Source organism: Hymenobacter pini, assembly GCF_020421205.1.
In the GTDB taxonomy this organism is placed as follows: Bacteria; Bacteroidota; Bacteroidia; order Cytophagales; family Hymenobacteraceae; genus Hymenobacter; species Hymenobacter pini.
The window spans coordinates 553,384-568,332 of the sequence record NZ_JAIZZH010000002.1; the positions used below are offsets into that span (position 1 = coordinate 553,384).

General features: G+C 59.2%; 15 protein-coding genes. 13 read left to right on the forward strand and 2 right to left on the reverse strand.

The window, feature by feature from the left end:
* The first annotated feature begins 1 nt into the window (after position 1).
* The 13 genes from pdxA to LF252_RS09005 all read left to right on the forward strand — a co-directional run bounded on the left by pdxA (position 2) and on the right by LF252_RS09005 (position 13,070).
* Positions 2-1,054 carry a 4-hydroxythreonine-4-phosphate dehydrogenase PdxA gene (pdxA, locus tag LF252_RS08940; protein ID WP_226269239.1) on the forward strand — a complete coding sequence of 351 codons (1,053 nt, stop codon included), beginning with the start codon at positions 2-4 and terminating at the stop codon, positions 1,052-1,054.
* 192 nt (positions 1,055-1,246) lie between these two features.
* Positions 1,247-1,615, forward strand: coding sequence for a helix-turn-helix domain-containing protein (locus tag LF252_RS08945; RefSeq protein ID WP_226269240.1), 369 nt, complete (start codon positions 1,247-1,249; stop codon positions 1,613-1,615).
* A 75-nt stretch (positions 1,616-1,690) separates the two neighbouring features.
* A complete protein-coding gene (locus LF252_RS08950) occupies positions 1,691-2,224 on the forward strand; it encodes a YceD family protein (protein WP_226269241.1) in 534 nt (177 codons plus the stop codon).
* Between the two features lie 58 nt (positions 2,225-2,282).
* Positions 2,283-2,507, forward strand: coding sequence for a 50S ribosomal protein L32 (gene rpmF / locus LF252_RS08955; RefSeq protein ID WP_125419020.1), 225 nt, complete (start codon positions 2,283-2,285; stop codon positions 2,505-2,507).
* A 140-nt stretch (positions 2,508-2,647) separates the two neighbouring features.
* Entirely contained in the window at positions 2,648-3,589 is a 942-nt protein-coding gene (plsX, locus tag LF252_RS08960) for a phosphate acyltransferase PlsX (protein WP_226269242.1), read from the forward strand.
* Between the two features lie 65 nt (positions 3,590-3,654).
* On the forward strand, positions 3,655-4,668 hold the full coding sequence (locus LF252_RS08965) for a beta-ketoacyl-ACP synthase III (RefSeq protein ID WP_226269243.1): 1,014 nt from the start codon (positions 3,655-3,657) through the stop codon (positions 4,666-4,668).
* Between the two features lie 175 nt (positions 4,669-4,843).
* Entirely contained in the window at positions 4,844-5,407 is a 564-nt protein-coding gene (gene efp / locus LF252_RS08970; RefSeq protein WP_226269244.1) for an elongation factor P, read from the forward strand.
* Between the two features lie 28 nt (positions 5,408-5,435).
* Positions 5,436-5,927 carry an acetyl-CoA carboxylase biotin carboxyl carrier protein gene (gene accB, locus LF252_RS08975; RefSeq protein WP_226269245.1) on the forward strand — a complete coding sequence of 164 codons (492 nt, stop codon included), beginning with the start codon at positions 5,436-5,438 and terminating at the stop codon, positions 5,925-5,927.
* Between the two features lie 109 nt (positions 5,928-6,036).
* On the forward strand, positions 6,037-7,383 hold the full coding sequence (gene accC, locus LF252_RS08980; protein ID WP_226269246.1) for an acetyl-CoA carboxylase biotin carboxylase subunit: 1,347 nt from the start codon (positions 6,037-6,039) through the stop codon (positions 7,381-7,383).
* 303 nt (positions 7,384-7,686) lie between these two features.
* Positions 7,687-9,171: an alpha-amylase gene (locus tag LF252_RS08985; protein ID WP_226269247.1), complete on the forward strand. Its 1,485-nt coding sequence runs from the start codon at positions 7,687-7,689 to the stop codon at positions 9,169-9,171.
* Positions 9,172-9,309: 138 nt separating this feature from the next.
* A complete protein-coding gene (locus LF252_RS08990) occupies positions 9,310-11,130 on the forward strand; it encodes an alpha-amylase (protein WP_317197846.1) in 1,821 nt (606 codons plus the stop codon).
* A gap of 144 nt (positions 11,131-11,274) precedes the next feature.
* Positions 11,275-12,471, forward strand: coding sequence for a hypothetical protein (locus LF252_RS09000; protein WP_226269248.1), 1,197 nt, complete (start codon positions 11,275-11,277; stop codon positions 12,469-12,471).
* Between the two features lie 62 nt (positions 12,472-12,533).
* Entirely contained in the window at positions 12,534-13,070 is a 537-nt protein-coding gene (locus tag LF252_RS09005; protein ID WP_226269249.1) for a hypothetical protein, read from the forward strand.
* Here LF252_RS09005 and LF252_RS09010 read toward each other — a convergent pair.
* On the reverse strand, positions 13,067-13,642 hold the full coding sequence (locus LF252_RS09010; RefSeq protein WP_226269250.1) for a DUF3109 family protein: 576 nt from the start codon (positions 13,640-13,642) through the stop codon (positions 13,067-13,069). The genes LF252_RS09005 and LF252_RS09010 overlap by 4 nt on opposite strands.
* Before the next feature lie 122 nt (positions 13,643-13,764).
* Positions 13,765-14,916: a glycosyltransferase family 4 protein gene (locus tag LF252_RS09015; RefSeq protein WP_226269251.1), complete on the reverse strand. Its 1,152-nt coding sequence runs from the start codon at positions 14,914-14,916 to the stop codon at positions 13,765-13,767.
* Positions 14,917-14,949 lie beyond the last annotated feature (33 nt).

The following is a 14,949-nucleotide window of genomic DNA, read 5'->3' on the forward strand; positions in this document are numbered from 1 at the left end:
AATGCTTCCACGCATCGGTATATCTGTCGGCGACCTGGCCGGCATTGGCCCGGAAATCATCTATAAAACCTTCCTCGATAAGCGCCTGCTCAAGTTCTGCACGCCGGTAGTGTATGGCACTGCTGCCGTGCTGTTTGATGATTTCCCCCAGGACCCCGACCACGAGCCCCTTACCTTCCGCCAGGTGCGCGAGGCGGCCGATATTGCCCCCGGCAAGCACAACGCCGTGACGTGCTGGGAAGAGGACTACCACCTCACGCCTGGCCAGCCCAGCCAGGCCAGTGGCACCGCCGCCCGCCTGAGCCTGCAAGCCGCCGCCCGCGACCTGAAAGCCGGTCTGCTCGATGCCCTCGTAACGGCCCCCATCAGCAAGGAAAATACCCAGTCGGATGACTTCCGCTACCCTGGCCACACCGAGTTTCTCACCAGCTTCTTCGAGGCCAAGGAAAGCCTGATGCTGTTGGCGGCCGACGACCTGCGCGTGGCCACCGTAACCGGCCACATTCCGCTCAAGGACGTGCCCACCCGCGTTACCAAGGAGCTGCTGACCACTAAGCTGCGCATCCTGCTCAACTCCCTCAAAAACGACTTCGGCATTGCTAAACCCCGCGTGGCGGTGTTGGGTCTGAATCCCCATGCCGGCGAAAATGGCCTGCTGGGCACCGAGGAAGCCGATGTGGTAACGCCCGTGCTGCGCCAGCTGCAGGAAGAAGGCCACCTTGCCTACGGTCCCTTCCCCGCCGACGGCTACTTCGGCACCCGCCAATTCAAGCAGTTCGACGCCACCCTCTCGCTCTACCACGACCAAGGCCTGATTCCGTTCAAAACGCTGGCGTTCGAGCGGGGGGTAAACTTCACGGCCGGTCTGCCCGTCATTCGCACTTCCCCCGACCACGGCACGGCCTACGGCCTGGCCGGTAAGTTCCAGGCCGACCCGACCTCCTTCCGGGAAGCGCTGTACATGGCCTGTGAGTTGGTGCGCTACCGCAAGTCGGAGTCTGAAATCAAACCCATTACGCCTGGCCCGCCACTGCGTAGCGCCCGTCACGACTAAGATTGTAAGGGCAAGCGCATTATTGAGTTCTAACAACTGCTCCGGCGCGTTCCGGAGCAGTTGTTTTTTACTCCACAACGAAATTTTCTTTCCAAAAACGAAATTTACTTTGCGGTTTTAAAACCGTGCCGTACATTTGCATCAGTAATCAGCGGAACCGTTGTGGTTCCGTTTTGCTTTTTACCCGCTTTCATGACCCTGACCACCCCTACTGATTACCGTACTGCCCTGCGCCGCCTCGATGCGCTGGTAGCCGCGGGCGTGGAGGGCAACGCGGCCCTGGAAGCAGAATTCCGGGAGTTGATTACGGCCCTGGATGCCTATGAAAGCAAGCTGGGTTTGCTGCCGATTCCCAATCTGCCGACCTCCCTGGCCGAAATGATTGAGCTGAAGCGCCAGCAGATGCGGCTTAAGCAGAAAGAATTGGCCGAACTGCTGGAAGTACCCGCCGGCCGCCTCTCCCAGATTCTGAGTGGCAAACGGCGCGTTACCCTCGATTTGGCCAAGCGCCTATATGAGCGGCTCGGCATTCCGTCGGACTTTATTTTGAAGAACGCCTAAGCCACCTCAACTCAACTGCCGCTTTTACCAACCGGGGGAAACTTCCTACTTTTGCCCCCTTGCAACTGACTACCCGTGAAGAAGGATTCGCAATACGACATCAACATTGCCCGGCTGGCCGATAAAACGCACCATTTCGCGTTTGACCTGGACCGCTCCTTCTTTGAGCAGTTCGACCAGCAGCTCATTCCCGATGGCAACGTGCATGCCGATGTGACGCTGACCAAAACCGACCGGCTCATTACCGTAGATTTTGACCTGCACGGCACCGTGCGCCAGATCTGCGACCGGAGCCTGGATGAATACGACCAGGAAGTAGAGGCCCAGGAGCAACTGCTGGTGCGCTTCGGCGACCAGGCGCAGGAACTGGACGACAACGTGCTGCAAATCACGCCCGATACCCAGACGCTCCCCCTGGCCCAGCACCTCTTCGACTACATCGGGCTGGCCCTGCCGATGAAGAAGCTGCACCCGCGCTTCCAAAACGAGCCCGACGAAAACCCTGATGCCGACGCCAAGCTCATCTTCACCACCCGCCAGGAAGGCGACGATGACGACGAGGATGACGACATCGATCCGCGCTGGAATGCGCTCAAAAACCTGAATTAGGCTGTGTCTGGCTTAATTTTCCTCCTTTAACTTTTACCTTTTTAACCCTTTTTCAACCATGGCACATCCTAAGCGCCGGACCTCCTCCGCTACCCGTGATAAGCGTCGTAGCCACTACAAACTGACCCCGAAAGCTGTTACCGTATGCTCGAACACAGGTGAACTGCACCTGCGTCACAAAGCCTACGTAGTAGACGGCGACCTGTACCTGAACGGTAAAGTGGCTATCAAAGACTACGCTCCCGTAGCCGCTCCGGCCGCTACCGACAACGACGAAGAATAGTCGCACGTTAGCTGCTTATTGCCTCGCGGCTCCGCAGCCTTTTTCACCGCCCGGCCCCAGCCGGCTGATATAGCCTGGCTAGCCGGGCGGTGAGCTGCTGCCCGAGGTTTCTCTCCCGGACCTCTTTGATTCTGACGTTCATGAAGATAGCCCTGGACGCAATGGGGGGCGATTTTGCCCCTCAGGCCGCCGTCGATGGGGCCGTGCTGGCCGCCCAAGCGCTGGCCGGTAAAGCCCAGATAGTGCTTATTGGCCAGGAAGATGCCGTTCGTCCGCTGCTGGAGCAGCATGGCGCGGCCGCTGCCGAACTCACGCTTGTGCCGGCTTCCCAAATCATTGAGATGGGTGAGCACCCGGCGAAAGCCTATCAGCAAAAACAAGACTCTAGTATTGCCGTGGGGTATAAAATGCTGGCTGCCGGTGAGGTAGAGGCGTTTTGCTCGGCCGGTAATACCGGCGCTATGCTGGTAGGAGCTATGTTCAGCGTAAAAGCCGTACCCGGCGTGATGCGCCCGGCCATTGCCAACTTCGTTCCGAAGCTGCACGGCGGTATGGGTATCATGCTGGACGTGGGTGCCAACGCCGAGTGCAAACCCGAAATGCTGGAGCAATTCGGGGAGCTAGGCTCCTTGTACGCGCAGTACGTACTGGGTATTGAGAAGCCCAAAGTGGGCCTCATGAACCTGGGCGAAGAGGAAGGGAAAGGTACCGCCATTACTCAGGCCGCTCACCAGCTGCTGAAAGTGAATCCCCATATTCACTTCATCGGCAATATCGAAGGCCGCGACCTGTTCAATGATAAAGCCGACGTAATTGTGTGCGACGGATTTACGGGCAACGTGGTGCTGAAAATGGCGGAGTCGGTGTACGATGTTATTGCCGAGCGCAACATTCACGACCCCTTCCTCGACAAGTTCAACTACGAGGCCGTGGGTGGCTCCCCCATCCTGGGCATCAACGACAACGCTATCATCGGCCACGGCGTGAGCACGCCTACTGCCATCTGCAACATGCTGCTGCAAGGCTACCAAATGGCCAGCTCCGGCATTGCCGACCAAATAAAAAACACCTTCAAGTCGTAATCAGGACTTGCCAAGTCCGGCCCCTTGCGCCGGACTTTTCCTTTGCCGTCCCCTCTTTTTTGCTGATGAAGATTACCGCTGCCATTACCGGAGTTGGTGCCTACGTGCCCGACTACGTGCTTACCAACCAAGAGCTCGAAACCCTGGTGGACACCACCGACGAGTGGATTATGAGCCGAACCGGAATTCAGGAGCGACACATTCTGAAGGGCGAGAACCAGGGAACCTCGGTGATGGGCATCAAGGCCGTGGAGCAGCTGCTGGCCAAAACCGGTAACCGGGCCGAAGACATCGACCTGCTTATCTGCGCCACCACTACCCCCGACCTGGTATTCCCGGCCACGGCCAATATTATTTCGGCCGCTGTGGGGGCTACCAAGGCTTTCAGCTTCGATATGCAGGCGGCCTGCTCGGGCTTTATGTATGCGCTGGCAACCGGTTCACAGTTCATTGCCACCGGTGCCTACAAAAAAGTGATTGTGGTAGGGGCCGACAAGATGTCGAGCATCATCGACTACACCGACCGCGCCACCTGCATCATCTTCGGCGACGGTGCCGGGGCCGTGCTGCTGGAACCCAACACCGAGGGTCTGGGCCTGCTCGACCAGGAGCTGCACTCCGATGGTACCGGCGAGCAGTACCTGCACCAGAAAGCCGGGGGTTCTCGCCGCCCGCCGTCCCAGGAAACCGTTGCCAACCGGGAGCATTACGTGTACCAGGAAGGCTCGGCGGTGTTCAAATTTGCCGTGAAAAATATGGCCGACGTGGCCGCCCAGGTAGCCGAGCGCAACGGCCTCAACGCCGAAACCATCGACTGGCTGGTGCCGCACCAGGCTAACAAGCGCATCATTGATGCCACAGCCAACCGCGTAGGCATCGGGCCCGAGAAAGTGATGCTCAACATTCACAAGTACGGCAACACTACCAACGGTACCATTCCGCTGTGCCTCTCCGATTACGAGCAGCAGCTCCGGAAGGGCGACAACCTCATTATTGCCGCGTTTGGCGGGGGCTTCACCTGGGGCTCCCTTTACCTGAAATGGGCCTACGACCCCAAACCCGACCCCTCCGCAGCATAAGCTCAGGCGGCGCGAAAACGGAAAACCTCCTATACTTGCACTCCCGACGTGCCGCCCCCGCCATCAGTCTGGGGCGGCACGTCGCGTTTCCACCCTAGTAACTCATCTTCTGATTGTTGAAGTACCCGCGTACTCTACCGAGTTTCCGGGGCTTCTTTCTCTCAATTCCCTCTCCATGGCCACCACCGCAGATTTTCGCAACGGGCTAGTTCTCAATTACAACAACGAGCTGCACGTCATCACCGAGTTTCAACACGTGAAGCCCGGCAAAGGCCCGGCTTTCGTGCGCACCAAAATGCGCAACATCAAAACCGGCCGCACCATCGACAACACCTTCAACGCGGGGGTGAAAGTGGAAACGGCCCGCGTGGAGCAGCGTCCTCACCAGTATTTGTACAAGGACGACTACGGCTACACGTTCATGGACAACAGCACCTTTGAGCAAGTAGTGCTGCCCGAGGCCATGGTACCCTTTGCCGACCTGATGAAGGAAGGCCAGGAAGTTTCCATCCTGTTCCACGCCGAAACCGAACAGCCCCTCACCGCTGAACTGCCCACCACCGTGGACCTGGTGGTAACCTACACCGAGCCCGGCCTGCGCGGCGACACCGCCACCAACACCCTCAAGCCGGCCATCGTGGAAACGGGCGCGCGCATTCAGGTGCCGCTGTTCATTGATACCGACACCAAAATCCGCATCAAGACCAGCGACTATTCCTATGTCGAAAGAGTCAAATAAGCAGCCCACCAAGCCCTCTCCCGCGCCCATGAAAGCCAAAGAACTGCAGGACCTGATCGACTTCATTGCCAAGTCGGGTCTGAACAAAGTAAACATCGAGACTGAGGAGTTTAAAATCTCCGTGCAGCGCGAGCCTTCCACGAAAGTGGTAAGCGCCGGTATTGCCGCCGCTCCGGCTCCCGTAGCCGCGGCCCCCGCTCCGGTTGCCGCTCCCACCCCGGCCGCTGCTCCGGCTCCCGCCGCTGCTGCCGCCCCGGCTGCCGAAGCCGCCAGCGCCAACCACGTAGCCCTGAAGGCTCCCATGATTGGTACCTTCTACCGTAGCAGCAGCCCCGATACCCCGGCTTTCGTGCAAGTTGGCGACCTAGTAGAAAAGGGTCAGGTAATCTGCATCATCGAAGCCATGAAGCTCTTCAACGAAATTGAGGCCGAGCAATCGGGCCGCGTAGTGAAAGCTATGGTCGAAAATGCTTCCCCCGTGGAGTACGACCAGCCGCTGTTCCTGATTGAGCCCATGTAATTTTAGAGCTTAGAGTTGAGAGCTTAGAACCTAGAATCCGTGAGCTGGCCCAGCACCCCCACGAGTCTAAGTTCTAAGCTCTCAGTTCTCACATCTAACCCTGAGAGCTGTGTTCAAAAAAATACTGATTGCCAACCGGGGCGAAATTGCGCTGCGCGTGATTCGGACCTGCAAGGAAATGGGCATCAAGACGGTAGCCGTATATTCTACCGCCGATAAGGAGAGCCTGCACGTGCGCTTCGCCGATGAGGCCGTGTGCATCGGGCCGCCCCCCTCGCGGGAGAGCTATCTGAGCATTCCGACGCTGATTGCCGCTGCCGAAATTACCAACGCCGACGCCATTCATCCCGGCTACGGCTTCTTGAGCGAAAACGCCGAATTCTCGCGCGTGTGCCAGGAAAACGGCATCAAGTTCATCGGGGCCTCGCCCGAGATGATCAACAAGATGGGCGACAAGGCTTCGGCCAAAGCTACCATGATTGCCGCCGGCGTACCCTGCATTCCGGGTTCGGTAGGCCTGCTCGACTCAATAGAGCAGGGCAAGAAGGTAGCCGCCAAAATCAAGTACCCGGTTATTCTGAAAGCTACGGCCGGTGGCGGTGGGCGCGGCATGCGCATCATCAACTCCGAGGACGAGTTTGAGAAAGCCTGGAACGATGCCCGCACCGAGGCCAAAGCCGCTTTCGGCAACGACGGCGTATACCTGGAGAAATTTGTGGAGGAACCCCGCCACATCGAAATTCAGGTGTGCGGCGACCAGCACGGCCACGTGTGCCACCTCTCGGAGCGGGACTGCTCCATTCAGCGCCGCCACCAGAAACTGGTGGAGGAAGCTCCCTCGCCCTTCATGACGGAGGAGCTGCGGGAGCGGATGGGTGCCGCTGCCATTGCCGGGGCCGCCGCCATCGGTTATGAGGGCGTGGGTACCATTGAGTTCCTGGTAGACAAAAACCGGGACTTCTACTTCATGGAGATGAACACCCGCATTCAGGTGGAGCACCCCGTGACGGAAGAAGTTATCAACTACGACCTGATCAAGGAGCAGATTAAAGTTGCGGCCGGTATTCCGATTTCGGGTAACAACTACGGCCCGAAGCTGCACGCCATGGAGTGCCGCATCAATGCTGAGGACCCCAGCAACGGTTTCCGCCCCTCACCGGGCAAGATTACCGTGCTGCACATTCCCGGCGGCCACGGGGTGCGCGTGGATACCCACGTGTACGCCGGCTACCAGATTCCGCCGAACTACGACTCCATGATTGCCAAGCTCATCACCGTGGCCCAGACCCGGGAGGAGTGCATCGTGAAGATGAAGCGCGCCCTGAGCGAGTTTGTGGTAGAAGGTGTGAAGACGACTATTCCCTTCCACCTGAAGCTGATGGACAACGACGACTTCAAAGCAGGTAACTTCACCACGAAATTCCTCGAAACCAGCTTCGACTTTTCGAATCTGTAAGCTCCTTCGGCTTTAGCTGTTCAACGGCCCGGTTCTCGGTAGAGAGCCGGGCCGTTTTGCATAGGACAAAATTTTATAACCTGAGCTGTAGTCAACACAGAACGCATACTAGCTAATAGAACATTATCCAGAATGCCATTTTGAATAATTGCACTCATGTGGGCAACACAGTATCAAAACGTAGCTAATACACCACAATTTACAAGTTAGTGATTACTCACTTAATTTACTCATCAATTGTACCTAGCCGGTGAGTGACTACTATATTTGCCTCGTTCTTTCTTACCAACCAAAACACCCACTATGACTACCAAACTTACCGCCGCCCTGGCCGGGCTGTTGGCGGCCGGCACCGCCTTGTCGTCGTGCAGCAAAGAGGAGCTGCAGCCGGTTACCCGAGCCGCTGCTCCGGCTGCCACCGCCCAAAACGCTGTTGCCGTGAACGGCGTGATGCTGCAAGGCTTCTATTGGGACGTACCCATCAGCAATACCCAGGGCACTTGGTGGCAGGTGCTGGGCTCCCGGGCCACCGAATTCAAGAATGTGGGCTTCACAGCCGTGTGGCTGCCACCAGCTTATAAGGGGGGAAGCCAGAGTGACGTGGGCTACGGCGTGTATGACCGGTACGACCTGGGCGAGTTCAACCAAAAGGGCACCGTGGCTACCCGCTACGGAACCATCGGGCAGCTGCAGAGCTGCATTACCGCCCTGCACGGACAAGGCATTCAGGTGTATGAGGACATGGTAATGAACCACTTGGCCTGGGCCGACGCGCAGGAAACGGTGAATGGTAACACCGTGTACACCAAGTTCACCTACCCCGGCCGCGGCAACACCTACAGCAGCTACAAATGGCAGTACTATAACTTCAACGGGACGCAGCAGGGGCCCAACAACTCCTGGATTCAGTGGAACCCGTGGGATTTCAGCCCCTATGCCAACGGCGACGCCTACGACAACCTGTTAGGCTGCGAAATTCGCTACGCCGACGTGAATCAGCGTACCGAAACCAAGAACTGGGGCAACTGGATTACCACCAAACTGGGCCTGGATGGTTACCGCCTCGACGCCACCAAGCATATCCAGACCTCATTTGTAAACGAATGGCTGGATGCCGTGAAAATCAACGGCCGTTTTGCCGTGTCGGAGGCCTGGTTCCGGAACCTGCAGGACCTGAAGAATTACGCTTCGGCCACGGGCGGGCGCACCAGTCTGTTTGACGTGCCGCTGCACTACACTTTCCAGGATATGAGCAACGGCAACGGCAGCTGGGACATGCGCGGGCTGCAGTTTGCCGGTTTCACCGAAAGCAACCCGACCCTTTCTGTGAGCTTCGTGGACAACCACGACACTGACCAGCAGGGCGGCGGACTGTACTCGCCGGTCGTGAACCTGAAAATGCTGGCCTACGCTTACATCCTCACCCGGGCTAACGGCTACCCCTGCGTGTACTATAAGGATTATTACAACTACGGCTTAGGCTCGCAAATCAGTAAGCTAATGGCCATCCGCAAAGCCAATGCCTATGGTTCGGGCTTTGAGTACACCAGCGTAAACGACGCCGACGTGTACGTGTATTCCCGCTCCGGCGACTCGACGCACAAGGGCCTGCTCATGCTGCTGAATGATGGTAGCACTGCCCGCACCAAAGGCATCACCACGCCCTTCAAAAACGCCACCCTTACCGACAAAACCGGTAACCGCACGGGCACCGTCACGACCGATGCCAACGGCTTCGGCAACTTCCCGGTGAATGCCCGCAGCTACTCAACCTGGGTGCCCAACTAAGCTTCGCTGACTTTTCTACCGCACGGATTGCCGGCCGGTGTGCCCACCGGGCTGCCGGCTGGCAATCCGTGCGCTTTTCGGAGCAAGTGCCCGCGCTACAACGGGGCCAGCTCTTCCCATAACCTACCCCCTTTTTTTATGAAAACTCTCTCCGTAAAAGCCTCTCTGGTGGGGTTGCTGGCAGCCAGCACTGTCTTGTCGTCGTGTAGCAAAGAGGAGTTGCAGCCGGTTAGCCGGACGGCCATCCCCGCTGCCACCGCCCAAAACGCCACCGTGGTGAACGGTGTAATGATGCAGGGCTTCTACTGGAACGTGCCCCAATCGACGCCGGCCGGCACGTGGTGGCAAAACCTGGGCAGCAAAGCCGCTGAGCTGAAAGCAGCCGGTATTACGGCCATGTGGCTGCCCCCAGCCTATAAGGGCGGCAGCGCCTCCGATGTGGGCTACGGCGTGTACGACCGGTACGACCTGGGCGAGTTCAGCCAGAAAGGTACTGTGGCTACTCGCTACGGCACCATTGGGCAGCTGCAGTCGGCCATTACCGCTTTGCACGGGCAGGGTATTGATGTGTACGAGGATATGGTGATGAACCACCTGACCTGGGCCGATGCGCAGGAAACGGTGAACGGCAACACCGTGTACACCAAGTTCAACTACCCCGGCCGCGGCAATACCTATAGCACCTACCGCTGGAGCTCGGCCAACTTTACGGGTACGCAGCAGGCTCCCAATAACGGCTGGTACCAGTGGAAAAGCTGGGACTTCCAGCCCTACGCCAACGGCGACGCCTACGACAACCTGCTGGGCTCGGAGGTGCAGTATAATGGCAACACCAGCAACCAGAACGAAACCATTGCCTGGGGCAACTGGATTACCACCAAACTGGGGCTGGATGGCTACCGCCTCGACGCCACCAAGCACATTTACACGCCCTTCGTAAACCAGTGGCTGGATGCGGTGAAAGGCAGCAGTGGCCGCTTTGCCGTGTCGGAGGCTTGGTTCCGGAACCTGCAGGACCTGAAGAATTACGCTTCGGCTACGGGCGGACGCACCAGCCTGTTTGACGTGCCCTTGCACTACACCTTCCAGGACATGAGCAACGGCAACGGCAGCTGGGACATGCGCGGCCTGCAGTTTGCCGGCTTCACCGAAAGCAACCCCACCTTGTCGGTATCCTTCGTGGATAACCACGACACCGACGACCAGACCGGGGCGCTGTACTCGCCGGTTTCGAACCTGAAAATGCTGGCCTACGCCTACATCCTCACCCGGGCCAACGGTTACCCCTGCGTATTCTACCGGGACTACTACGAATACGGCCTGGGTGGCCAGATTAAGACGCTGATTGGCATTCGCCAAGCCAACGGCTACGGCGCGGGCATCGAGTACACCAGCGTAAACGACGCCGACGTGTATGCCTACTCCCGCGCCGGCGACTCCTCCCACCCCGGCTTGCTGATGCTGCTGAATGATGGGAGCTCAGCCCGCACCAAAACCATCACCACGCCCTTCAAAAGCGCCACCCTCACCGACAAAACCGGCAACAGCGGCGGCACCGTAACCACCGACGCCAACGGTACCGGCGTATTCCCGGTGAATGCCCGCAGCTACTCGGTATGGGTACCCGGCAGCACCGGCGGCACCACGCCTCCTCCTACCTCGGGCACCACTGCCGTATCATTCAACGTGACCTACAGCAACACGGTATCGGGCCAGGATGTGTACGTGGTGGGCAGCACGGCCCAGCTCGGCAGCTGGAATACGGCCAGTGCCATTAAGCTCAGCGGCGCCAGCTACCCCGTGTGGAAGGGCACCGTGAACCTGACCAGCGGCACCAGCGTGCAGTACAAATACATTCGCAAAGACGCGGCCGGCAACGTGCTGTGGGAAGGCGGCACCAACCGCACCTTCACGCCCAGCGGCACCAGCCTCACCCGCACCGATACCTGGCAGAACTAACCGCCAACCTTCTCACATGTGAGTGAATCCCGAAAAGGGGCCGGCCGCTTGGTCGGCCCTTTTTTGTGCGGCGCAGCGGTTGTGAGGGCCATGCTTGAATGAAAGCCCGACAGTAGATATATTGGTTTTTATATCCTTGCGCCTATGCTGCCTCCAGCTTCTCTCCCGCCCCGGTCTGCGCCCACTGGCTGGCACTTGCTGAATACTATTGTGTGTACTGTAGCGCTGAGCGTGGTGCTGGCACCGCTGTGGTACTGGCTGCTCACTGCTACCGGGTTGCTTACGTCCTTACCCGACGTGCGGACCAGCTGCGGCGACTCGGCGCTGGAGTGGCTGGGGTTGCGGCTGGGCCTGTACTGGGGGCTGGCGGTAGGGGTAACCCTGGCCGGCGCACAAGTCCTGCGTCGCACGGCCTGGCCCGCACTGCCCGCTGTGCTGCTGGATATCATTGCCCTGTACCTGAGCCTGACGCTGTTTAGTTACGGGTTCAGCAAAGTGTTTGCCTCCCAGTTTCCGCACCTGTGGGCCAACCAGGATACCCCGCCGGGCGAACTGACGCCTATGCGCGTGGCCTGGCAATTTTTCGGGTACTCCCGGGCGTATCAGCAGTTTCTGGGCTGGGGCGAAGTGCTGCCGGCGATGCTGCTGCTGTGGCGACGCACCCGCACGCTGGGTGCCTTAGTGGCCGCCATTGTCATGCTCAATGTCTTCGTGATAAACCTGTGCTTTGATGTGTGCGTGAAGATTGGCTCCGGCACCTACCTGGTCTTGGCGTTGGTATTGCTGGCCCAGGATACCGACCGGCTTTGGCAGTTTCTGGTGCTGCACCGGCCCGCAGCGTTGCGCTCCTTGCCCGCTACAGCCGGGCGTTTTTCGAAGCGGGGGCGCATTGTGTACCGCGTACTGGGTGGGGTGCTCACGTTGGCCATGCTGTACTTCACCTGGGACTCGATGCAGCAAGCCCAAGCCTACGCCACTTCCCAAGAGAAAGTACTGCCGGTAACGGGCGTGTGGGAAACCACCCGGGCCGCGCGTTGGACCGATGGGAGCTGGCAGAGCATCACTCCCGCCGATTCCAGCTTCCCAACCCGCGTGTATTTTCAGGCGGCCCAAGCCGTCCTGCGCAACGCCATTCGCCGTGACCGGTTTATGGCCGCTCCCGACTCCGCCCACCCCGACGCAGCAGTGCAACTCACGGCCCGCAACGAAAACAACGACTTCGCCCCACCCCTCACCTGGCAGTTCCGGCGCTTCCCCTCCGATTCGTTGCAGCTCCAGGGCCGCTGGCACCGTGACTCGCTACGCCTGACCCTGCGGCTGCGCCGGGAGCTGATGCGGTGAAAAAATTAATTGAGTAATCAGGCTCCTGCGGTAATTTTCCGTGCCTTATAAATTCTGGGTATATGTTTATCGGATTCCTACTCGCCTGGCTCCTGGCCCTGCTTCTGCACAACTACCAGCAGGATGCTGGCCAGCACCGCACGGCAAAGCTGCTGTATGCTGCTCTACTTGTAATGCTTATGTCCTTTTATGGCAGCAGCTTGAAGTTCCTTATCAACCTGCCCTTTCACTACGACGATATGGCCGCCCGATACGCTGACCCCGTTGGCAGTATTAACAGCAATACGTACTGGGCGCTGGCCATATTGCACGTGGTACTCTCGGCGGCTTTCACCTACCAGCTTTTCCAGATGGCCCGCCGGCAGCCGAAGGCACTTGAAAAAACCAGCTATGTGCTTGTGCTGCTGCTCTTGACGGAGGCATTCAACTTTCACCGTGGGTGGTTGCGCGAGGACCCTCTGTCTTCGCAGGCCCTGGCGTTTGGAGCAGGCGTTTTGTGTTACGGACTGTTGGCCGGGGCTGGATTGTGGTTCTATCGACGCCCCTTCATGCCGCGTTTCTACCAGGCACCTGTGCCGGTTTCAATCAACGAGGCTTAACTGCCCTGCTCTTCTTTCTCAATTTCCGTCACCAATTCCTGGTACCACGTCTCGCCGTACTTGCGGATGAGGGGGTCTTTCAAAAACTGGTACACGCGCACACCCAGGTTGGCCCCGAAAGAGCAGGCGGGCGAGCAAATGCTCCACCGGTCGTAGTTCAGGGCCTCGAAGCCGTCGTATTTGGTCACGCGGATGGGGTAAAGGTGGCAGCTAATGGGCTTTTTGAATGAGGTGGCCCCGGCCCGCCAGGCATCTTCAATACCGCACTTCAGAATACCCTTCTCGTCGTAGAGGGCGTAGGCACACTCCCGGTCGTTGATGGTGGTGGTACTGTAGTCACCTTCCCAGTCTTTGATATAGAGACCTTGCTGCTCGATGGCCTGGCGGCCGGCTTCGGTGAGGAAGGGCTTGATGGCCTCGTACTCGTTCTGCAGAATCTGCAGTTCCTCTTCCTCCAGCGGCGCGCCCAGGTCGCCTTCCACGCAGCAGGCACCTTTGCAGGCTTCGAGGTTACAAACGAAGAAATTGTCCCGAACGTCGTCGGAAATGATGGTGTGCTGGATCTGAATCATGGCGTTTTCTCTCGCAGTGTCTCGGGGTGGGGTACGCAGGGTTTCGCGGTGGCCGTTCACTGCGAGACACTGCGCCTTCCACTGCGTACCACTGCGCGAAACCTAACCGCAAAGATACCGAATTACCTCAGGGCCCGGAGAATCTGCTCCGTCAATTCACACTGCCGGTGGTGCGAGTACGTGGCCAGTGCCTCGGCTTGCCCCGCCTTCCCCAGCCGCCCGCCCAAGCCCGGTTCGGTAAGCAGCCGCTCAATGCAGCTGGAAAACGAATCCAGGTTGCGCAGCTCGAACAGCAGCCCGGTGCGGTTATCGTCGAGCAGTTCCCGGGTACCACCAGCCGCCGCCCCCACCACCGGCCGGCCTGCTGCCAGCGCCTCTATGGTTACCATGCCGTAGGTTTCATTTATGGAGGCCGTCACCGAAATATCCAGGGCGCGGTAGGCTACTTCGGGCCGGGGCGTGAAACCGCGCAGGTGCACTACCTCGCGCAGGTCCAGCGCCTCGATACGCTGCAGCAGGTTGTCGTAGTAGGCAGTGCCTTCGTTGCGAGTGGGCTCGCCCAGCAGCAGCAGGTGCAACTGCGGAAACCGGGGCCGCAGCCGGGCCAGGGCTTCCACCACAAAGTCCTGTCCCTTACCCTCATCAAACCGCCCAATTACGCCCAGCAATACCGTTTCGGTGGGTAGTTCCAGATTTAGTTGGCGGCGGGCTTCGGCGGTGGTCAGGCCCTCATCCGTGAACTTCTCCAACTCCACGCCCAGCGGTACCACGTGCAGTTTTTCGGGAGCCAGCCGGGTTTTCTCCAGCACCTGCCGGGCCAGGCCGGGCAGCGGCGACAGCCAAGCGGCCAGGGCGTTGTAGCGCAGCGTGTGTACCAATCCACGCTTGGCTAGGCCCAACTGCATGTGCTGCTGGTACACGAGCGGTATGCTGGGGCTGAATAGCCGCTTAGCCAGCACCGCCACGCCCAAATCGGCGTTGCGGGTGATGAGTACGGCACCAGTGCCAAGCTGCTGCCAATGCCGGGCCAGGCGGCGGGCGGCGGGCACGTCCAGGGCTTTCCAGCGGTTCTCGAAGGGTACCACCGTTAGGCCCATTTCCTGGGCCCGCTGGGCCAGCGGAGAGCCAAGCCGCACCAGCAGCTGCACCGGCCAGCCCCGCGCCTGCATCCAGTCGGCAAACCGGGCTGTGTTCAGCTCCAGCCCACCCCAGCTATCCGAGAGGCACAGAATGGACAGCGGAAATACGGCGGCGGGCGAGGTGGCAGGGTTCATGGCGCGAAGATACGGGGCGTATGATGCGCGACT